The sequence below is a fragment of the Rhizobium leguminosarum bv. trifolii WSM2297 genome (genome assembly GCF_000271845.1).
On record NZ_JH719395.1, the window covers coordinates 3,986,363 to 4,005,800 of the forward strand.

The following is a 19,438-nucleotide window of genomic DNA, read 5'->3' on the forward strand; positions in this document are numbered from 1 at the left end:
CTTCATGGGCATCAGGTCGACATCGGTTTCGGATGCCGTTGCTGCGCTGGACGAGCGCTCCAGGGAAATTTTTCGCCGCATCGTCGAAGGTTATCTGGAGAGCGGCGAGCCGCTCGGTTCGCGCAATCTGTCCCGCCTGCTGCCGATGTCGCTGTCGCCGGCCTCGGTGCGCAACGTCATGAGCGATCTGGAAGATCTCGGCCTGATCTATTCGCCGCACACCAGCGCCGGCCGGCTGCCGACCCAGATCGGCCTGCGCTTCTTCGTCGATGCCTTCATGCAGGTCGGCGACCTCTCGGCCGAGGACCGCGCCAGCATCGATCGGCAGGTGCGGGCCGAAAGCGGCGGCAATCCGGTGGAATCGATGATGAACGAGGCGAGCCGCATGCTGTCGGGCATTTCGCGCGGCGCCGGCCTCGTCATCACCTCGAAAAGCGATCCGGTGCTGAAACATGTCGAGTTCATTCGGCTGGAGCCGACAAAGGCGCTTGCCGTACTCGTCGGCGATCACGATCAGGTGGAAAATCGTATTATCGAGCTGCCGGCGGGCGTCACTTCCTCGCAGCTGGCGGAGGCGGCGAATTTTCTCAATGCCCACATGTCCGGCCAGACCCTGCCGGAGCTCCGCAAACAATTGAGCCAGCTGAAGGACAACGTCCGTCACGAGCTCGATGCCCTGTCGCGTGATCTCGTCGAGCGCGGCATCGCCGTCTGGGCCGGCAGCCCGGACGAGGGAAAGCCGACGCAGCTGATCATCCGCGGCCGCGCCAACCTGCTCGAAGGCCTCGCCGGCGCCGAGGATCTCGACCGGCTGCGCCTGCTGTTCGACGATCTCGAAAAGAAGGACAGCCTGATCGAGATCCTCAATCTCGCCGAAACCGGTTCGGGCGTGCGCATCTTCATCGGTTCGGAAAACAAGCTGTTTTCGCTGTCCGGCTCGTCGCTGATCGTCGCGCCCTATCGTGACGACGACGATCGCATCGTCGGCGCCGTCGGCGTCATCGGCCCGACCCGGCTCAATTATTCCCGCATCGTGCCGATGGTGGACTATACCGCCCAGCTCGTTTCCCGGCTTTCGCGCAATCCGCTTTGACCAGTTTGACGAAGACCGCGGAATTTTCGCTTCTTTGTCACGCAGACTTGATTTTTTTCGGTCAAACCTCGATATCGGGCGCATCTGAAGACACCAACCGGAGACCGTCATGACCGATGACACGACGAAAAACGGACCTGACGCAACTGCGGCCGATGCCGCAGCCGACGCTGCCGCCTACGTCGACAACGATTTAACGCAGGAAGAGGCCTCCCAGCCGGACCCGCTCGAGCTTCTCAAAACCGAAAACGGCGAGCTGCGCGACCGCTATCTGCGCCTTGCTGCCGAGATGGACAATCTGCGCCGGCGCACCGAGCGCGAGGTGAAGGATGCCAAGTCCTATTCCGTCGCGGGTTTCGCGCGTGACATGCTTGCCGTCTCGGACAATCTGCGCCGGGCGCTGGATGCCATCCCTCCGGAGACCAAGGAGGCGGCCGATGCCGGCCTCAGCACCCTGATCGAGGGTGTCGAGATGACCGAGCGCGCCATGCTCTCGGCGCTCGAGCGCCACGGCGTTCGCAAGCTGGAGCCGGTCGGCCAGAAGTTCGACCCGAATTTCCATCAGGCAATGTTCGAGGTGCCGAACCCTGAGGTGCCGAACAACACGGTCGTCCAGGTCGTGCAGGCAGGTTTCACTATCGGCGAGCGCGTGCTGCGCCCGGCCATGGTCGGTGTCGCCAAGGGCGGCCCTAAGCCGACCGAAGCCGAAACCAATTCCGTCTTCGACGAAAAGGACGCCTGAGATCGCTTTCCTTCCCCTCGTGGAGAAGGAAAGCCAAAAATCAGATGCGGGCGAAACGTTCGATCAACAGATCGAAGAAGCCGTCCGCATCCACATGGCGCATGACTTTTGCATTGCGCTTGCGCTCGGTGACATGCCACCAGTCGACGACAGTCATGCCGACGGTGAGTTCGGAACGGACCTCGATTTCGACATTGCAGTCCCGGCCTTTGAATAGCTCCGGCTTCAGCAGGTAGGCGATCACGGTCGGATCATGCAGCGGCCCGCCGTCGGAGCCGTATTTCTCGATGTCGAAGCGCTCGAAGAATTCCAGCATCTCGACCATCGCCTTAACAGGCGCCGTGCCGATTTCGGCCATGCGCCTCACCCGGTCCTTGCGGGTCAGCAACTGGTGGGTCACGTCGAGCGGCATCATCACGATCGGCACGCCTGAGCGAAAGACGATATCGGCGGCCTCGGGATCGACGTAAATATTGAATTCCGCTGCCGGCGTGATGTTGCCGCCCTCGAAAAAGCCGCCGCCCATCATCACCAGTTCGCGGATGCGCGGGGCGATGTCGGGCGCCTTCTGCAAGGCCATGCCGATATTGGTGAGCGGTCCGAGCGTGCAGAGCGTCACCGTGCCTTCCGGCTCGCGGCGCAGCGTCTCAATGATGAAGTCGACCGAATGGCCGGGCTGCAGCGCCATCGTCGGTTCGGCGAGCTGAGGACCGTCGAGGCCGGTCTTGCCGTGCACATGTTCGGCCGTCACCAGCTTGCGGGCGATCGGCCTGTCTGCGCCGGCGAAAACCTTGGTCTCCCTCCGGCCGCAGAGCTCGCAGACGATGCGCGCATTGCGGCTGGTCAGCGAAAGCGGCACGTTGCCGGCAACCGTGGTGATCCCCAGCACCTCCAGCTCGTCCGGGCTGCCGAAGGCCAGCATGATGGCGGCCGCGTCGTCCTGGCCGGGATCCGTGTCGATGATGATCTTTCTCACGCTTGCCATTCGATCGTTCCATCCCTCGCCATGCCCGCTGTCTCGGCATGCAGCATTTATTCATTTTCCGTCACAAATCAGCACATTTGGCGCCGGCACGTTTTGATGCGAGGCAGCCAGCGCTTTGTCAAGCAAGGAGGTTCGCGGCCCTCTTAAAATCGAGAGCGGCTTAAAATCGAGCGGGCGACGCCGACCGGCCGCCTGTGCCTTGCAGCGCCGGGTTGCTGTCCCCATATTAGCGGCATCCGGATGCTGCGCTTGAGGTCCGGGATGGTCGCTTGCATCAAGGACTTGAAAAGAGATGAGTCGCATTACCCCTTTCGCCAGCCCGCTGCTTCTGGGCTTCGATGCCATGGAAAAGACGCTGGAGCGCATTTCCAAGGCGAGCGACGGTTATCCGCCCTACAATATCGAACGGATCGGCGCCGATAGCGGCGCGCCGGAACGTCTGCGCATCACCCTGGCTGTCGCCGGTTTTAGCGAAGAGGAACTCGATGTCTCCATTGAGGAGAACCAGCTTCTGATTCGCGGCCGTCAGGTGGAGCAGGGGGAACGGGACTATCTCTATCGCGGCATCGCCGCCCGCCAGTTCCAGCGCACCTTCGTTCTTGCCGACGGCATGCAGGTGCTGGGAGCCGGCCTGAAGAACGGTCTGCTCTCCGTCGATCTAATTCGTCCGGAACCCGCGCGCATGGTCAAGAAAATTAACATTTCGGTTTCACAGTAGCACAACGGTTTGTCGAACCGTTGGTCCCTTCTTCCGGAGGAACAGGAATGTTGATGAAAGAAGCCACGTCTCACTTGACCAAATCCGAGCTTGCCCACATCGGCAGCGGTGAGGTCGCCTATATCAGAAAGATGCGCACCGAAGAGGTCGCCAAGTGTTTTCCAGAGGCGCCGGATATCGATCCGAACGTCGATCTCTGGGCACTTTTCGGCGCCGACGGCACGCCGATCCTCTTGACGGACAACCGCTCCAGCACCTTCTTCAAGGCTGCCGAGGACGAACTGAAGACGGTCAGCCTGCACTGACCGTCAAATAGTCCCCGTCGCGTTTCACCGCTCTTGCGGCGCGTGAGTCAGTTTAACTAATGTCTCCGCGGTCGAGGCGCTGCCGCGACATATGCGCGTCGCCGATCAGCATCAACGGCGATTTCCATTCGGGAGTCGCGAGATCACGCCGGAACGTAGGTCAACCGGATCACGTCCTCGCCAAACCGCTCATGTGCCGCAAGGCGGAGCGGCGGCCGGGGTCCGGCGAAATATGGCTTGCCGTGACCGAGCACGACCGGGTGCAGGTAGATCCGATACTCATCGATCAGGCCAAGTTCGGTCAGGCTTTGCGCCAAGTCCGGGCCAGCAACTTCTATCTCTCCATCGCGCTCTGCCTTCAACGCGCGGATCGCGCCCTCAAGATCCTCCTCGACAAGCCTGGCGTTGGGCCCGACAGACTTCAACGAGCGCGAGACGACCCATTTCGGCTGGTTCCGCCACGCCGCCGCGTAGGCTCGTCGCTCTGCATCCCATTCTGGATGCTCGTCGTCCCAGTAACGCATGACCTCATACATTCGCCGACCGTACACACTGCCCGCTTGCCGTTCAGCCTCTTCGACGAAGTGCCGGAAGAGCGTCGGGCTTGGCCCAAACTTCATATGATCGACGTAGCCGTCCAGGGATTGGTTCATTCCGAACACGAGCTTAGCCATATCCGCTGCCCTCCTTGAATGGCACATCCGCGAGACTGATTGCAGTATGTAATCGGTCACAAGATAGATCGACTGATTTTATAATGCAATTGGTTTTGGGTGCGCACGAACGCCCGCGCTCAGGCTGCCCGATCAACCTCACGCAAGGAGCTGGGGATTGTCGGAGCCTGCGCGTCTCCTGGGGCTCAGATCTTCCTGAAAGTCAGATAGGCCGAAGAGCGGCCTTCACGCCGGGCCTTGGCCTCGTAACGCGTGCTCGGCCAGCCCTCGTAAGGCGTCAGCCAGTCCGCTGCATTGGCGGCTATCCATTCGAAGCCGCCATGGTCGCGGCATTTGAGCAGCGTCCAGTTGACATAGGTGTCGATGTCGGAGGCAAAGCAGAACAGGCCGGCGGGCTTCAGCACGCGATGAAAGCGGTCGAGATTGGTCTTCGAGACGAAGCGGCGTTTCCAGTGCTTCCGCTTGGGCCAGGGGTCGGGATAGAGCAGGTCGATCTGATCGAGCGAAGCGTCCGGCAGCCAGTCGAGCAGTTGCGTCGCGTCGTCATTGTAGACGCGGATATTGCGTGCCCCGGTCTCGCCGATGCGCGACAGCAGCTTCTGCATGGAATTGACGAAGGGTTCGACGCCGATAAAGCCGGTGGAAGGTTTTTCCAGGGCGCGGTGGATCAGGTGTTCGCCACCGCCGAAACCGATTTCCAGCCGCAATTTTTCGACCGGAACCGGGAAGAGGGAGGTCAGCGGCTCCGAGGGAGCCGCTGAGAGATCGATAAGGAATGCCGGCAGCAGACTGTTCAGCGTCTCGGCCTGCTGTTCGCGCAGGGCTTTGCCCTTGCGGCGACCGAAGAAGGCTTCCGTCGCCCGGCCGCGGCGTTCCATATCCGTCATGCTTTATCTCAGGCCTTCACGCTTTCCTTGAGCGCCTTCACCAGGTCGGTGCGCTCCCAGGAGAACGAGCCGTCGCGGCCGGCCTTGCGGCCGAAATGGCCATAGGCGGAGGTCTTGGCATAGATCGGCTTGTTGAGGTCGAGATGGCGGCGGATGCCCGACGGAGACAGGTCCATGTTCTTGCGGATAGCCGCTTCGACCTGATCCTCGCTGACCTTGCCGGTGCCGTGCAGGTCGACATAGATCGACAGCGGCTGGGCGACGCCGATCGCGTAGGAAATCTGGATCGTGCAGCGGTCGGCAAGGCCGGCGGCTACGACGTTCTTGGCAAGGTAGCGGGCGGCATAGGCGGCCGAACGGTCGACCTTCGTCGTGTCCTTGCCGGAGAATGCGCCGCCGCCATGCGGAGCGGCGCCGCCGTAGGTGTCGACGATGATCTTGCGGCCGGTGAGGCCTGCATCGCCGTCCGGTCCGCCGATGACGAACTTGCCGGTCGGGTTGATGTACCAGTTGCAATCGTCGGCGATCTTCAACTCGCCGAGCGCTTCGCGGATATAGGGCTCGACGACGGCGCGGACCTTCGCCGAATCCCAGCTCTCGTCGAGATGCTGGGTGGAAAGCACGATCGAGGTTGCTTCGGACGGCTTGCCGTCGACGTAGCGCACCGTCACCTGGCTCTTGGCGTCGGGGCCGAGCTTGGCGACTTCGCCGTCGCCCTTCTTGCGGGCAACCGCGAGCAGCTGCAGGATCTTGTGGGAATAATAGATCGGGGCCGGCATCAGGTCCGGCGTTTCCTTGCAGGCGTAACCGAACATGATGCCCTGGTCGCCGGCGCCTTCATTGCCCTGCTGGTCGGCGGCGCTGTCGACGCCCTGCGCGATGTCGGCCGACTGCGAGTGCAACAGCACGTCGATCTTGGCCTTCTTCCAGTGGAAACCGTCCTGCTCGTAACCGATATCCTTGATGGCGCGGCGGGCGGCGGCCTTGAACTTCGAAGGATTGATGACGTCCTTGCCGTCCTTGTCCTTCTTCATCAGGCTCGGCGGCAGGCGGACTTCACCGGCGATGACGACGCGGTTGGTGGTCGCCAGCGTTTCGCAGGCAATGCGCACGCCCCATGGATTGACACCGGTCTTGGCCGCTTCGCGGTAGACCAGATCGACAATCTCGTCGGAGATGCGGTCACAGACCTTGTCCGGATGGCCTTCGGCAACAGACTCGCTGGTAAAGAGATAATTCGCGCGCATTCCGGGATTCCCCTCAAAGAACAAAAGCTAGCTAGTAAGTACTCAGTTCGAGGCTCGATGACAAGCGTAGAAGGACATAAATATATCTTTATATCTGCGGCAAAGTGACAAATTTTGCCCCAAAAACGCAAAAAAGCGGCCTTTCGACCGCTTTTCGGATTTTGCGATGGAGGTGGTTCAGTCGGCGTCGGCCTCGGCCGCCAAAGCCTTCACCAGCTCCACGACCTTGCGGCGAACCTTCGGATCGGAAATCTTGACGAAGGCGCGGTTGAGCTGCAGGCCTTCGGAAGAGGAGAGGAAATCGACGACGTAATTCGAGCTGGAGGCTTCGGACATGCCGCCGCCGGCGCCGGAATGTTCGCCGGGCGCGTCCTCGAAGAAAAAGGAAACCGGAACATTGAGGATGTTCGAGATATTCTGCAGACGGCTTGCGCCGACGCGGTTGGTGCCCTTTTCGTATTTCTGGATTTGCTGGAAGGTGATGCCGAGGCTTTCGCCGAGTTTTTCTTGGCTCATGCCCAGCATTGTTCGGCGAAGACGAATACGGCTGCCAACATGGATGTCGATCGGGTTAGGCTTCTTTTTGTTTTCAATCATGGTCGTGCCCTAGCTAAGAATTTCAACCTGTTTAACCGGCATGCCCCTGATCCATCCCAAACGCCACGTTGCAAGCGGTGAGAATCCACCTTTGAACATACGTTCGAAACGCCGATTGTCATCACTATGCAATTTTAGGGGTTTTCGGTCAATTCAACCCGGAAATAAAACCTCTGCGAGAAACCAGCGCAATCAAAATGAGCAGCGCCTCCGTCAACCAGAAGTATGTTTGCCGGGGAAATGTTGTTCCGGCTTCTACACCGAGCCTATCAAGAGTTGCATCAATAAAGCCGGTTTGTTCGAGATCGAGGCCTGTAATAATCTCCCCTTGTGCATTCACAATTGCTGAAATACCGCTGTTGGCGTCGCGAATCAGCGGCAGTCCGGTTTCAACAGCCCGCACCCGCGCCTGCTGGAAGTGCTGATAGGGGCCGGGTGTCGCACCGAACCAGGCATCGTTGGTGATATTGAGGATCGCATTGGCGTCTTTGATGTCGCCGGTCATCTCATCGGGGAAAATGATCTCGTAGCAGATCAGCGGATAGAGATTGAGCCCGCCGGGCAGCGCCAGCAGGTGCCGGCTCGCCGCTGCTGAAAACCCTCCCGGCATCTCGACGACGTTCTGGATACCGAATTCGTTGAGCAGGTCTTCGAAGGGCAGGTATTCGCCGAACGGCACCAGATGCACCTTGTCGGAGGCCGCGATGATCTGACCACGGCCGTCGATCACGTAGATGGAATTATAGTAGCGCGTTGGCGTCCCGGGCCCCATCTCCTCGGCGCGCACCGCGCCGGCGATCAGGATCTGGTTGTCGTCGAGCGTATCGGCGATCCGCGTCAGCGCATCCTGGTTGTCGGTGAGGATGAAGGGGATCGAGGTTTCCGGCCAGACGATGATATCGGGCTTGCGCCCGCCATTTTTCGGTGTTTCGGCCGACAGCTTCAGATGCGTCTCGAAGATTGCAGCGCGGTCGGCGTCGTTGTCCATCTTCGCCGCCTGATCGATGGCCGGCTGCACCAGCCGCACCACCGGCTGCTTGTCCTGAGGCAAGGCTTCTGCCCGCGGCGCGAAATAGAGGCCATAAGCGCCATAACCGAGATGGGCGGCAAACAGCAGGACGGCGAGCGCAATGCCCGTCCGCGCGCCTTGCCGTGTGCCGATAAGGGCCGGGGCTGAAAAGACGAAGACGGCAAGGGCCGTCACCCCCATCGCGCCGATCACATGCGCCGATTGCATCATCAGCGGAACCGGCATCATGCCGTAGCCGATGGCGTTCCAGGGAAAGCCGGTCAGGATCACGCTTCGAAGCCATTCCATCAGCCCGAAGCCGGCAGCCAGTGCGGCGATCCGTCCCATGCCGTCGGACCAGAAGATGCGGGCAAGGGCGGCCGCCAGCCCGTAGAAAATTGCCAGACAGGCCGGCAGCCCGAGAATGGCGAGCGGCAGCGCCCAGGCGAATTCCTCCTGATCGACCAGCAGCGCATGACCGAGCCACCAGAGACCGGCGACGAAATAGCCGAAGCCGAACAGCCAGCCGGTGGCAAAGGCCGGCCACAGCCGGCCGATCAGGCCGCTGTCAGGCGAAGCCGCCGCCCCGTCGATCAGCCAGACGAGCAGCGTGAAGGAGAGGAACATTGCCGCGAAGAAGCCGAAGGGCGGCAGCGCCAGCACAGCGAATGCTCCGGCGGCGATGGCCAGCAGCGACCGTTTCAAACCCCAGACGAGGATAACCCTGTCCGCAAGCCGCTCCATGCGCACTCCCATCAAACCGCGAATCAACCCGTTCGCAGTCTTTCAAAAAAGCGGCTCTTTGTCCTGTCAGTTGGCGGTCGATCCCGCCGGCCGGTCGTCGCCGCCATCGGAGCCGGGCGGGACGTCGCCATCCACCTTGGGGCGGCGGCGGATCGCATGGCGCTTGCGGGTGATGCGCAGCCGTTTGATGCGGCGCGGATCGGCGTCGAGGATGTGGAATTCGAAGCCGGGCAGCGCCTGGACGACCTCGCCGCGCACCGGGATGCGGCCAAGCGCGGAGAAGATCAGGCCGCCCAGCGTATCGACCTCGTCGACCTGCTCGCTGATGTCGAAATCCGGCCCGATCGCTGCGGCGATCTCTTCCAGTTCGACGCGGGCATCGGCGATGAAGACGTCTTCGGCGACCCGCTTGAACATCACCTCTTCGTCGTCATGTTCGTCATCGATGTCGCCGACCACCATTTCGACGATGTCCTCATGCGAGGCGAGCCCGTCGGTGCCGCCATATTCATCGATGACCAGCGCCATCTGCGTGCGGTTGACCTGCATGCGGCGCAACAGGTCGGAGGCCAGCATCGACGGCGGCACGAACAGGATCTTGCGGATGATGCCGGCTTCCGTCAGCGTCTTCTGCAGGTCGACGCGGGCGAGATCCAAATTCGGCTTGGCCGAACGCGTGGTCTTCTGGATGTTTTCGGGCGCAACCTCGATTGCCGGCAGCGCCGGCACGGCAACGGCCGGTTTGGTCGGGCCGCGGCGCTTGTTGCGCGCCTGCTTGGCGACATAGGAGAGCAGGTCGCGGATATGCACCATGCCGCGCGGATCGTCGAGCGTATCGGCATAGACGGGCATGCGCGAGCGGCCGGATTCCTCAAACAGGATCATCAACTCGCCGATGGTGATGTTCTGATCGACCGCCTCGATATCGGCGCGCGGCACCATCACGTCGGCGACACGCACCTCGCGAAAGCGCAGGATGTTGTGCAGCATGGCCCGTTCGTCGGGCGAAAAGGCGTCGTCGCCGGCCGCATCGGTCATCAGCGCGTCGGCAAGATCTTCGCGCAGCCGCGAGCCCTGCTGCGGGCGAAGGATGCGCGCGGCGCGCGACCAGAAGGATTGAGATCGGCCGGATGGCCGACTACTACTGCCCGCCTCGTCCGAAGAGGAGGATGGCTCGGAGTCCTTGGCGTCTGCCGCCGCCTTCGTCGTAAAGTCGCTCATGGTTCCATTTTAAGGTCTTGACCCTCGTAGGGATCAGATAGGCCGAGCTGCGCCAAAATGCGAGTCTCCAGCCCCTCCATAATTTCGGCTTCGGCACTATTCATATGGTCGTAGCCGAGAAGATGCAAGAAACCGTGCACCAGAAGATGGGTCAGGTGGTCGTCAAAACTCTTTTCCAGCTCGACGGTTTCCCGTTCCACCGTCTCCCGGGCGATGATGATGTCGCCGAGCATCGGACCGGGCATCTTGCCGGGCTGAACCGGAAAGGCCGGAAAGGAGAGCACGTTGGTCGCCTTGTCCTTGCCGCGCCATTCGGCGTTGATGTCCTGGATCGAGGCGTCGTCGGTGAAAACAAGCGAAACCTCGGGCGGCATGGTCGGGAAGGGCTGTTTCTCGCTGTCGCGGAGATAGACCACGGCCGCGCCGAGCACGCGTTCGCAAAAGGACAGCAGCGTCTCCTCGCCCGGCCAGCCGATGTCGTCGACGCTGATCTGGATATCGAGTTCTGCCATCAGTCCTGCCGGCGGACTTCTTCGGCTTCGGCGGCATAGGTCGAATCATAGGCCCTGACGATGCGCCCGACCAGCGGATGGCGGACGACGTCGGTATCCTTGAAGCGAACGATCGAGATGCCCTCGACGCCGTTCAGAAGCTGCAGCGCCTCGACGAGTCCGGATTTGACGCCGCGCGGCAGGTCGATCTGGCTCGGGTCGCCGGTGACGATCATCCGGGCATTTTCGCCGAGACGCGTCAGGAACATCTTCATCTGCATCGATGTCGTGTTCTGCGCTTCGTCGAGGATGATGGCGGCGTTAGCAAGCGTGCGGCCGCGCATGAAAGCGAGCGGCGCGATTTCGATGACGCCGGCGGTGATCGCCCGATCGACCTTGTCGGCCGGGATCATGTCGTAGAGCGCGTCATAGAGCGGACGCAGATAGGGATCGACCTTTTCCTTCATGTCGCCGGGCAGGAAGCCCAGGCGCTCGCCGGCCTCGACGGCCGGGCGCGACAGGATGATCTTTTCGACCGCGCCGCGTTCCAGCAACTGGGCGGCATGGGCGACGGCGAGATAGGTCTTGCCGGTGCCGGCCGGGCCGACGCCGAAGACCAGCTCGGCACGTTCCAGCGCCCTTATATAGGCGTCCTGCGTCGGCGTGCGGGCGATGATTGTCTTCTTGCGGGTGGAAACCTGCGCCATCGTCAGCTTGGCCTTGCGCTCCATGGTGGGAAGGCTGAGTTGATCGTCGGCGGCGACCGCCATGCGGATTGCGCCTTCGACGTCGGATCGTTCCACGCTGCCGCCTTTCTGAAGCTTTTCATAGAGATAGTCGAGCGTGCGCCGCGCCTGGGTGGTGGTCACGACATCGCCTGTGATAACGACGGAATTGCCGCGAGCCCGCGCATCGATGTTGAGCCGTTCTTCGAGCAGCTTGAGGTTCTGGTCGAATTGACCGAAGAGCTCGCTGGCGAAGCGGTTGTTCTCGAACGTCAGGACGAAGTGATTGGAGTCGCTCGGCGTGCGGGGGTGGTGGCGCGGTGAAGAAGAAACCAATTCTTGTCCGTTCAAGCGGTCGGGCTCCTTGGGTTAAACCGCAGCCTCTGCGCGTTCGGCAAACAGGCTGTTGTTTCCGGTTCCTGTGATTCGCACTTTAACAATGTCACCGATTTGCGATGCTTTTGCATCAACATTCACGGATTGAAGCCAGGGAGAACGGCCAATCAGCTGTTCGGGCATGCGACCGGGCTTTTCCAGCAACAGTTCGATCTCTTTGCCGACGCAGGATTCGGCGAATTCCTGCTGCTGCTTCAGGAGAAGCGCTTGCAGGCGTTCCAGCCGTTCTGCCTTGATCTGTTCCGGCACCTGGTCCTTCAGTTCCGCGCCGGGCGTGCCCGGCCGTGTCGAGTATTTGAATGAAAAGGCCTGTGCATAACGGACCTCCTCCACAAGCCTGAGTGTATCCTCAAAATCGGCGTCTGTCTCCCCCGGAAAGCCGGTAATGAAATCGCCCGACAGCGCGATATCGGGCCGCACCGCGCGGATACGTTCGATCAGCGTCAGATATTCGGCGGCCGTGTGGCGCCGGTTCATGGCTTTGAGGATCCGGTCGGAGCCCGATTGCACCGGCAGGTGCAGATAGGGCATCAGCGCGCGAAGGTCGCGATGGGCGTTGATCAGCCGGTCGTCCATGTCGCGCGGATGGCTGGTGGTGTAGCGCAGCCGCGCAAGGCCGGGGATCTCGGCAAGCCGGTAGAGCAGGTCGCCGAGACTCCAGGCCTCGCCCTGCGGCCCGGCGCCGTGCCAGGCATTGACGTTCTGCCCGAGCAGGGTGATCTCGCGCACCCCGCCCTCGACGAGCTTTTCGGCCTCCTCGACGATCTGAGAGACCGGCCGCGACACTTCCGAACCGCGTGTATAGGGCACGACGCAGAAGGTGCAGAACTTGTCGCAACCCTCCTGCACCGTCAGAAAGGCGGTGACGCCGCGGGCGCGGATCTTTTTGCTCTCGGCGATCGGCAGATGTTCGAACTTGTCCTCGATCGCATACTCGGTATCGACGACCCGCTGGCCCTCCTTGGCCCGGCGCAACGCCTCCGGCAGCCGGTGATAGGTCTGCGGACCGATGACGACGTCGACGGCGGGCGCGCGGCGCAGGATCTCTTCGCCTTCGGCCTGGGCGACGCAGCCGGCAACGCCGATCATCATCTCCCGTCCGTCTGCCGCCTTCCTCTTTTTCATGTCGCGCAGCCGTCCGAGCGCCGAATAGACCTTCTCGGCCGCCTTCTCTCTTATATGGCAGGTGTTCAGCAGAACGAGATCCGCTTCTTCCATATCTTCGGTCGGTTCGTAACCGTCGCGGGCGAGCGCATCGCTCATGCGCGTGGAATCATAGACGTTCATCTGGCAGCCATAGGTCTTGATGAAGACCTTGCGGCTGTTGCTGCCGTCGCGGAGCATTTGTTCCGGGGCCGGGAGGAGGGCGCTGTCCTGTGTCATGGCGCGCTATTTAGTGGTTTTTGCCGTCGGAGAAAAGGGACTCTCGGCTCAGACGACATTTCGACCGCGCAGGCTTGTATTGAGCAGGTTGCGGATGCGGGTGGCGATGGTCGCGCTGACCTCCTTGCGATTGGTGTCGGCGCGATATTCCACCGCCTCGCCGAAGGAGACCTCTGCGTCGATCGCGCCGCAGCGCACGATGTCGAGGAGGTGCGGCAACAGCTCGATATCGCCTGGCCAGGCAGCGAGCGGCCGGTGATAGCGCCCCATGGCGATACCGTGCACCCGGGTATAGGCAACCGCCACCGGCTGCACCACGACTAGTCCCGTCGGCGAAGCGGGCACGGCCATGGCGGCGGCGCCAAACAGCGAGGACTTGACCTCCAGCAGCCGGTTGCCGTCCGAGGTCGTGCCCTCAGGGAAGAGCACGACGATTTCACCATCGGCCATGCGCCCGGCGATCTCGTTTGCCTGATGGCCGGTCTTGCGCCTCTCCTCGCGCACGACGAAGACGCTCTTCTGCAGCTTGGCGAGCGTGCCGAAGATCGGCCAGTCGGCCACCTCGATCTTGGCGATGAAGGCGACGTCGGCAACGGCCGACATCACCATGATATCCATCCAGGAGGAATGGTTCGAGCAGAGCATCAGCGGCCGGCGCCCTTCCAGCCGACCGCGGATGCGGACGCGGATGCCGAGACAATAGCAGACGATACGATGCCAGACACGCGGCAGCCGGCGCCGCAGCCGCCAGTCGAAACGCAGCGCCAGCAGCTGCAGCGGCACGAGCACGATGCTGACGGTCAGGATGACGACCGCAGCACAGGCAATGCGCAGCCAGGCGATCAAATGCTGGTCTCCCCGGCGGCCATTGCTTCAGAGGTCTTCCTTCTTCAGCGGCACGCCATAGAGCTCCAGCCGGTGATCGACCAGCCGAAAGCCGTGCTCGCGGGCAATGCGCTCCTGCAGCGCCTCGATCTCCGGCGAGCGGAATTCGATGACCGTGCCGGTCTTCAGGTCGATCAGGTGGTCGTGATGCTCTTCCGGCACCGTTTCGTAACGCGAGCGTCCGTCGCGGAAATCGTGGCGCTCGATGATGCCGGCATCTTCGAACAGCTTTACCGTGCGATAGACCGTCGAGATCGAGATCTTCGCATCGACCTTCACCGAGCGGCGGTAGAGCTCTTCGACGTCGGGATGGTCTTCGGAATCTTCGAGGATGCGCGCGATGACGCGGCGCTGCTCGGTCATGCGCATGCCGCGTTCGGTGCAAAGCTCCTCAAGGGTCTTGGCTGCGTCCGTCATGGCCCGCCTTTAAAAAGATATTCATATTGCGACAACGCCGGAGGGCTTTGGTGCCGGCCAGCATGTCATCTCTCTGTCAGGGAACTAGCGAAGAACGCGCTTCATGACAAGCGCCGTGGAGAGGGCGCCGTTTTCCTGCTTGTAATAACCCTTGCGTTCCCCGACCTTTTCGAAGCCGAGCTTGCGATAGAGGCCAAGCGCTGCCGTATTGCCGTCGTCGACTTCGAGAAACATGCTCTCGCCGCCGCGCGCGCGGGCTTCCCGCATCGCCGCCTGCATCAGCCGCCAGCCGAGCCCGGCGCGGGCGGCCTTCGCCTGCACGGCGATCGTCAGGATCTCCGCCTCGCCGGCGACATGGCGGGCAAGGATGAAGCCGGGAAGCGGCTTTTTCAGGATGGCGTTGGTCTGGCGCGCGACGAAGCCGAACACGGCGTCCTGCATCAGCAGGCCGTGAAATTCACCATCGCCCCAAGGCCGGGCAAAACGCTCGCCATGCAGGACGGCGACATCACGACAATCCTCGCGCTCCATGGCGATGATCTCGAATTCCGGCTTCAGCGTCAGGTAGGCTTCCAGCATCGTCATACTCGTCGGGCAATCGCATACCCGGCCTGCGGCTTGGCATCGGGTCCGCGCAGATAAAGGGGCTTCGGCTTTCCGGCATCGGGGGAGGCGGCAGCACCGAGGCGCGCCACGACGGAGATCGGGAATCTGTTGGTGTGATCGCCGCCGGCCTCCGGCTTCAGCAGCGCCGTCGCCGAACCGGTGATTTCGCCGTCGAAGCCTTCGGCAAAAGCCTGCGCTTGCGCAACGCTTAACGCCCGCGGCGCGTCGAGGGGCGAACCGTCCGATGAAAAGGACTGAAGGTAGATTTCGTCCCGCTTGGCGTCCATCGCTGCCAGCACGGCGCGATGCGGCGTCTTCTCGCGCTGGGCTGATGCCATGACCTCGAGCGTGGTGACGCCGACGGCGGGCACATTGAGGGAAAGCGCAAAACCGCGGGCTGCGGCAACGCCGACGCGGATACCGGTAAACGAGCCGGGGCCGATGGTGACGGCAATCCGGTCGATATCAGAAAGCACCATATCAGCCTGATCGAGCGCGCGATCGACGATACCGATCAGATGTTCAGCATGCCCCTTGCCGATCATGTCCGATGCCTCCCCCAGCACCGTATTCCTGCCGCTGTCGTAAACGGCGGCAGCGCAGTCCACACCTGCCGTGTCGAGCGCCAGAACGATCATGCCATCAATTTCCGAAAAATCTATTGTCGCCGATCATAAATTCGTCTGGCCGAACGAGAGATGAACGGCCGGACGAATACCAGAATTTTAAGCGGCAATCACTTCCTGCACTTCCGGAACGAAATGGCGCAGCAGGTTCTGAACGCCATGCTTCAGCGTTGCCGTCGAAGACGGGCAGCCGGCGCAGGAACCCTTCATGTTCAGGTAGACCTTGCCGTCCTTGAAGCCGCGGAAGGTGATGTCGCCGCCGTCCTGGGCAACGGCGGGCCGTACGCGGGTTTCGAGAAGTTCCTTGATGGTCAGCACGATGGATTCGTCGCCTTCGTCAAAAAACTCGTCGCCGGCATCGACGTCTTCGGAGAGGATGGAGGCATCGCCCATGACAGGCTTGCCCGACATGAAGTGCTCCATGATCGAGCCTAATATAGCCGGCTTAAGATGCTGCCATTCGGCATCGTCCTTGGAGACGGAAATGAAATCATAGCCGAAATAGACGCCGGTGACGCCGGGGATTTCGAACAGGCGGGCCGCCAGCGGCGAAGCTTCGGCCTCCTCGACGCTGCGGAATTCGGCCGTGCCGTTTTCCATCACCACCTTGCCCGGCAGGAACTTCTGCGTGGCGGGGTTCGGCGTGGCTTCGGTCTGAATGAACATCTGGTTCTCCATGCGGCCGGCCCATAGCGCAGCCGTCTTTAGAATTCTTCAAAAGAAGATAAGCCCATTGCTGGCGCCATTCAAGAGATTTTTACTCAAGAAATTATCAGCAGAGGGCGTCGATTTCCTCGTTGGTCAGGGTATCCGGCAGCACCGTGACCGGGATCGGAAACGCCGCGGCACGGCCGGCGATCGACGAGACCAGCGGTCCTGGACCTTCCTTCGCCGAACCGGCGGCCAGAACGAGGATCGCCACATCGCGGTCGTCCTCGATCACGGCGTTGATCTGTTCGGCCGCACCACCTTCACGGATGACGATCTCCGGCTCGATGCCGATTGTCTCGCGCACGATCTGGGCGATCTTGGCGACGACCGCCTCGGCCTCCTCCCGCGCCTCAGCCCGCATGATCGCCTCGACGCCGAGCCATTGCTGGAAATCCCCGTCGGGTATGACGTAGAGCAGCACCAGCCCGCCATTGGAATTCTTCGCGCGCCGGCCGGCATAATGAACGGCGCGCTGGCATTCGGGTGTGCCGTCGATCACCGCCATGAATTTGCGGCGATGACCTTCGAGCCGTGAGAGTCGCTTCGATACCATGGCGCGGACTCTGACACCCGAAGCGGAAAATTTGCAAGCCCAGTTTTTCCTCTTCTCCCCGCCGGGGAAGAAGAGGAGATCTGTCCTCAGTAGAGGAAGCCGATCACGTCGCGGACCTGGCTCATCGTCACCTCGGCGCGGGCTCTGGCGCGTTCGCCGCCCTTGCGCAGGATGGCGTCGATGTGGCTGGTATCGTCCATCAGCCGGCGCATCTCGCCGGTGATCGGCGCCAGCACATGGATGGAAAGATCGACCAGTGCCGGCTTGAAGACCGAGAACTGCTGGCCGCCGAATTCGGCAAGCACGTCGGCCTTGGATTTGTCGGCAAGCGCCGCATAAATCGCCACCAGATTGTCGGCTTCCGGCCGGCCCTGCAGCCCCTCCACCTCGCTCGGCAAACCGTCAGGATCGGTCTTGGCCTTGCGGATCTTCTTCGAGATCGCGTCCTCGTCGTCCATCAGGTTGATACGCGACAGATCGGAAGGATCCGATTTCGACATTTTCTTGGTGCCGTCGCGCAGCGACATGACGCGCGGCGCCGGCCCGCCGATCAGCGGCTCGACCATCGGGAAATAGGCATGCACCGGCTCGTTGCCGACGGTGATGTCGACGCCGTAACCGGTCTTGGCGATGTGCTCGGCATAATCGAGGTTGAACTTCATCGCGATGTCGCGGGCAAGTTCCAGATGCTGCTTCTGGTCTTCGCCGACCGGCACATGGGTGGCGCGGTAGACAAGAATGTCGGCGGCCATCAGGCTCGGATAGGCGTAGAGGCCGAGCGAGGCCTGCTCGCGGTCCTTGCCGGCCTTGTCCTTGAACTGCGTCATGCGGTTCATCCAGCCGATGCGGGCGACGCAGTTGAAGATCCAGGCAAGTTCGGCATGCTGCGGCACGGCCGACTGGTTGAAGACGATATGTTTTTCCGGGTCGATGCCGGCGGCGATGAAGGCGGCGGCGATCGAACGCGTCTGGCTCGGCATGTCCTCATGCACCAGCTGGGCGGTCAGCGCATGCATGTCGACGACGCAGTAGATGCAGTCATTGCCTTCCTGCAGCGCCACGAAGCGGCGGATCGCGCCGAGATAATTGCCGAGATGCAGATTGCCGGTCGGCTGCACGCCGGAGAATACGAGTTTCTTGAATTCGCTCATGTCGTCCTCAATAGGCTGGTGGAGGGCCCAGGGCTTTTCGCCCATGTTGCTAACGCGGCGGCTTATGCACGGCCAACCGGTCGCAATCAAGAGGTTACGCCTGCGGCATGCTGGATCAGATCGAAGCTGTTGCCATAGGGATCGGCAAACACTGCGACCGTGCCGTAAACCTCATGCCGCGGTTCTTCCAGAAAGCGCACGCCGGCTGCAAGCATTGCGGCATGGTCGCGGGCGAAATCGTCGGTCTTCAGGAAGAAGCCGACGCGGCCACCGGTCTGATTGCCGATCGCCGCCCGCTGCATTTCATTTGCCGCCTGCGCCAGCAGAAAGGCGGCGCCATCTCCGCCTCTGGGCTTCACCACCACCCAGCGCTTGCCCTCCGGCTGCGGCTCGTCCTGAAGGCAATCGAAACCGAGGGCATCGCAATAGAAGGCCTTGGCGCGGTCGTAGTCGTCGACGACGAGGGTGACGAGGAAAAGCGACTGGATTGTCATGTCATATCTCCCAATTGAGATGTTTATTCCCATGTGGATCGGCAATATCCGTTATTTTAAGCCAAATTGATCAAGCTGTTTACTCACAATTGAGTATAAAATTTCACAGAAAAGCTTTTATTGAACTGAAATTCTCGGTCGCGCAGGAGCGGCCCAATGGCCGCCCTGTCAACCGCCAGGAGGAACCATGCAGAACGCCAGTTTGCTCGTCATGGCAGGCCTTTTCGCCCTACAATCCGCAACCGGCGCCGTCGGTCAAGACAGCAAAAGACCGGCCATTCACCTGCCGAAACATGAAGCGCGCCTTGCCTACACGGTGCAGACGGTCAGCGTTCGCGCCGGTTGTTTTCCCGAGCGTCTGCGAGCGGTGCTGTCGCATATCGCCGCCAAGACCGGACGCCGCCCGATGATCACCTCAGGCCTCAGGCCGCACCCTCGCCGCCATGGCTCCCTGCATGGAAAATGCCTGGCCGCCGATATCAGGATGCCGGGCCTGTCGGAACGCGCGATCATCGCCGCCGCCAAAAGCGCGCCCGGCATCGGCGGCATCGGCACCTATTGCAACGGCATCGTGCATGTCGATGTCGGACCGCAGCGGCGATGGGTCGATTGTTAGAGCGATTCAGGAGACGTGCTGTGCAATGATTGTCCGGTTTGTGCCGGGGATTTGCCCCTCACCCTAACCCTCTCCCCGTTCTGACGGGGAGAGGGGACGTGCCCTGTGAGAGGTTGGTGGGAACGGAAAGGTCGCGGCATATCCCCTTCTCCCCGCCTGCGG

Annotated in this window: 23 protein-coding genes; 5 read left to right on the forward strand and 18 right to left on the reverse strand. The window is 61.7% G+C overall.

All coding sequences use genetic code 11. The features are described from left to right. Nucleotides 1–4: 4 nt before the first annotated feature. Together hrcA and grpE are read left to right on the forward strand one after the other, a co-directional pair. Nucleotides 5–1,093 carry a heat-inducible transcriptional repressor HrcA gene (gene hrcA, locus RLEG4DRAFT_RS34460; protein WP_003583821.1) on the forward strand — a complete coding sequence of 363 codons (1,089 nt, stop codon included), beginning with the start codon at nucleotides 5–7 and terminating at the stop codon, nucleotides 1,091–1,093. A 109-nt stretch (nucleotides 1,094–1,202) separates the two neighbouring features. Next, on the forward strand, nucleotides 1,203–1,835 hold the full coding sequence (gene grpE, locus RLEG4DRAFT_RS34465; protein WP_003583823.1) for a nucleotide exchange factor GrpE: 633 nt from the start codon (nucleotides 1,203–1,205) through the stop codon (nucleotides 1,833–1,835). 40 nt (nucleotides 1,836–1,875) lie between these two features. Here the strand turns inward: grpE and RLEG4DRAFT_RS34470 are convergent, their stop codons facing one another. Beyond that, a complete protein-coding gene (locus tag RLEG4DRAFT_RS34470; protein WP_003583825.1) occupies nucleotides 1,876–2,820 on the reverse strand; it encodes a nucleoside hydrolase in 945 nt (314 codons plus the stop codon). Between the two features lie 292 nt (nucleotides 2,821–3,112). Here RLEG4DRAFT_RS34470 and RLEG4DRAFT_RS34475 point away from each other — a divergent pair, with 292 nt between their 5' ends. Together RLEG4DRAFT_RS34475 and RLEG4DRAFT_RS34480 are read left to right on the forward strand one after the other, a co-directional pair. Next, complete coding sequence (locus RLEG4DRAFT_RS34475; RefSeq protein ID WP_003583826.1) at nucleotides 3,113–3,538, forward strand: Hsp20 family protein; 426 nt, start codon at nucleotides 3,113–3,115, stop codon at nucleotides 3,536–3,538. Between the two features lie 47 nt (nucleotides 3,539–3,585). Beyond that, nucleotides 3,586–3,843 carry a DUF1150 family protein gene (locus RLEG4DRAFT_RS34480; RefSeq protein WP_003570822.1) on the forward strand — a complete coding sequence of 86 codons (258 nt, stop codon included), beginning with the start codon at nucleotides 3,586–3,588 and terminating at the stop codon, nucleotides 3,841–3,843. A gap of 143 nt (nucleotides 3,844–3,986) precedes the next feature. On the opposite strand, the gene RLEG4DRAFT_RS34485 is transcribed toward RLEG4DRAFT_RS34480, so the two are convergent. The 17 genes from RLEG4DRAFT_RS34485 to RLEG4DRAFT_RS34565 form a co-directional block, all read right to left on the reverse strand. Then, nucleotides 3,987–4,517 carry a dihydrofolate reductase family protein gene (locus tag RLEG4DRAFT_RS34485; protein ID WP_003583829.1) on the reverse strand — a complete coding sequence of 177 codons (531 nt, stop codon included), beginning with the start codon at nucleotides 4,515–4,517 and terminating at the stop codon, nucleotides 3,987–3,989. Nucleotides 4,518–4,702: 185 nt separating this feature from the next. Then, nucleotides 4,703–5,404: a tRNA (guanine(46)-N(7))-methyltransferase TrmB gene (gene trmB, locus RLEG4DRAFT_RS34490; protein ID WP_003583830.1), complete on the reverse strand. Its 702-nt coding sequence runs from the start codon at nucleotides 5,402–5,404 to the stop codon at nucleotides 4,703–4,705. 8 nt (nucleotides 5,405–5,412) lie between these two features. After that, nucleotides 5,413–6,651 (reverse strand): methionine adenosyltransferase, encoded by a 1,239-nt coding sequence (gene metK / locus RLEG4DRAFT_RS34495; protein WP_003583832.1) that lies wholly within the window; start codon nucleotides 6,649–6,651, stop codon nucleotides 5,413–5,415. A gap of 177 nt (nucleotides 6,652–6,828) precedes the next feature. Next, nucleotides 6,829–7,248 (reverse strand): helix-turn-helix domain-containing protein, encoded by a 420-nt coding sequence (locus tag RLEG4DRAFT_RS34500; protein ID WP_003583833.1) that lies wholly within the window; start codon nucleotides 7,246–7,248, stop codon nucleotides 6,829–6,831. A 148-nt stretch (nucleotides 7,249–7,396) separates the two neighbouring features. Beyond that, complete coding sequence (lnt, locus tag RLEG4DRAFT_RS34505; RefSeq protein WP_003583835.1) at nucleotides 7,397–9,001, reverse strand: apolipoprotein N-acyltransferase; 1,605 nt, start codon at nucleotides 8,999–9,001, stop codon at nucleotides 7,397–7,399. A 66-nt stretch (nucleotides 9,002–9,067) separates the two neighbouring features. Next, nucleotides 9,068–10,222: a hemolysin family protein gene (locus RLEG4DRAFT_RS34510; protein ID WP_003583836.1), complete on the reverse strand. Its 1,155-nt coding sequence runs from the start codon at nucleotides 10,220–10,222 to the stop codon at nucleotides 9,068–9,070. Beyond that, nucleotides 10,219–10,734 carry an rRNA maturation RNase YbeY gene (ybeY, locus tag RLEG4DRAFT_RS34515; protein ID WP_003583837.1) on the reverse strand — a complete coding sequence of 172 codons (516 nt, stop codon included), beginning with the start codon at nucleotides 10,732–10,734 and terminating at the stop codon, nucleotides 10,219–10,221. The genes RLEG4DRAFT_RS34510 and ybeY overlap by 4 nt, the downstream gene beginning before the upstream one ends. Further along, nucleotides 10,734–11,789, reverse strand: coding sequence for a PhoH family protein (locus RLEG4DRAFT_RS34520; RefSeq protein ID WP_003583838.1), 1,056 nt, complete (start codon nucleotides 11,787–11,789; stop codon nucleotides 10,734–10,736). Before RLEG4DRAFT_RS34520 ends, ybeY begins: the two co-directional genes overlap by 1 nt. Nucleotides 11,790–11,807: 18 nt before the next feature. Then, nucleotides 11,808–13,217, reverse strand: coding sequence for a tRNA (N6-isopentenyl adenosine(37)-C2)-methylthiotransferase MiaB (miaB, locus tag RLEG4DRAFT_RS34525; RefSeq protein WP_003583839.1), 1,410 nt, complete (start codon nucleotides 13,215–13,217; stop codon nucleotides 11,808–11,810). A gap of 48 nt (nucleotides 13,218–13,265) precedes the next feature. After that, nucleotides 13,266–14,063 carry a lysophospholipid acyltransferase family protein gene (locus RLEG4DRAFT_RS34530; RefSeq protein WP_003583840.1) on the reverse strand — a complete coding sequence of 266 codons (798 nt, stop codon included), beginning with the start codon at nucleotides 14,061–14,063 and terminating at the stop codon, nucleotides 13,266–13,268. Nucleotides 14,064–14,090: 27 nt separating this feature from the next. Then, complete coding sequence (locus RLEG4DRAFT_RS34535; RefSeq protein ID WP_003583841.1) at nucleotides 14,091–14,519, reverse strand: Fur family transcriptional regulator; 429 nt, start codon at nucleotides 14,517–14,519, stop codon at nucleotides 14,091–14,093. An 84-nt stretch (nucleotides 14,520–14,603) separates the two neighbouring features. Then, nucleotides 14,604–15,104: a GNAT family N-acetyltransferase gene (locus RLEG4DRAFT_RS34540; RefSeq protein ID WP_003583842.1), complete on the reverse strand. Its 501-nt coding sequence runs from the start codon at nucleotides 15,102–15,104 to the stop codon at nucleotides 14,604–14,606. Continuing rightward, nucleotides 15,101–15,763: a tRNA (adenosine(37)-N6)-threonylcarbamoyltransferase complex dimerization subunit type 1 TsaB gene (gene tsaB / locus RLEG4DRAFT_RS34545; protein WP_003583843.1), complete on the reverse strand. Its 663-nt coding sequence runs from the start codon at nucleotides 15,761–15,763 to the stop codon at nucleotides 15,101–15,103. Before tsaB ends, RLEG4DRAFT_RS34540 begins: the two co-directional genes overlap by 4 nt. Before the next feature lie 87 nt (nucleotides 15,764–15,850). Further along, complete coding sequence (locus RLEG4DRAFT_RS34550; protein ID WP_003583844.1) at nucleotides 15,851–16,417, reverse strand: NifU family protein; 567 nt, start codon at nucleotides 16,415–16,417, stop codon at nucleotides 15,851–15,853. A gap of 106 nt (nucleotides 16,418–16,523) precedes the next feature. Beyond that, nucleotides 16,524–17,015, reverse strand: a complete 492-nt coding sequence (locus tag RLEG4DRAFT_RS34555) for a universal stress protein (RefSeq protein WP_003583845.1) — start codon at nucleotides 17,013–17,015, stop codon at nucleotides 16,524–16,526. Between the two features lie 86 nt (nucleotides 17,016–17,101). After that, nucleotides 17,102–18,166, reverse strand: coding sequence for a tryptophan--tRNA ligase (trpS, locus tag RLEG4DRAFT_RS34560; RefSeq protein WP_003583846.1), 1,065 nt, complete (start codon nucleotides 18,164–18,166; stop codon nucleotides 17,102–17,104). Nucleotides 18,167–18,252: 86 nt separating this feature from the next. Next, nucleotides 18,253–18,660 carry a VOC family protein gene (locus RLEG4DRAFT_RS34565; RefSeq protein WP_003583847.1) on the reverse strand — a complete coding sequence of 136 codons (408 nt, stop codon included), beginning with the start codon at nucleotides 18,658–18,660 and terminating at the stop codon, nucleotides 18,253–18,255. A gap of 187 nt (nucleotides 18,661–18,847) precedes the next feature. Here RLEG4DRAFT_RS34565 and RLEG4DRAFT_RS34570 point away from each other — a divergent pair, with 187 nt between their 5' ends. Further along, the gene (locus tag RLEG4DRAFT_RS34570) at nucleotides 18,848–19,276 is read left to right on the forward strand and encodes a YcbK family protein (protein ID WP_003583848.1); all 429 of its coding nucleotides are present in this window, start codon (nucleotides 18,848–18,850) and stop codon (nucleotides 19,274–19,276) included. Nucleotides 19,277–19,438: the final 162 nt, after the last annotated feature.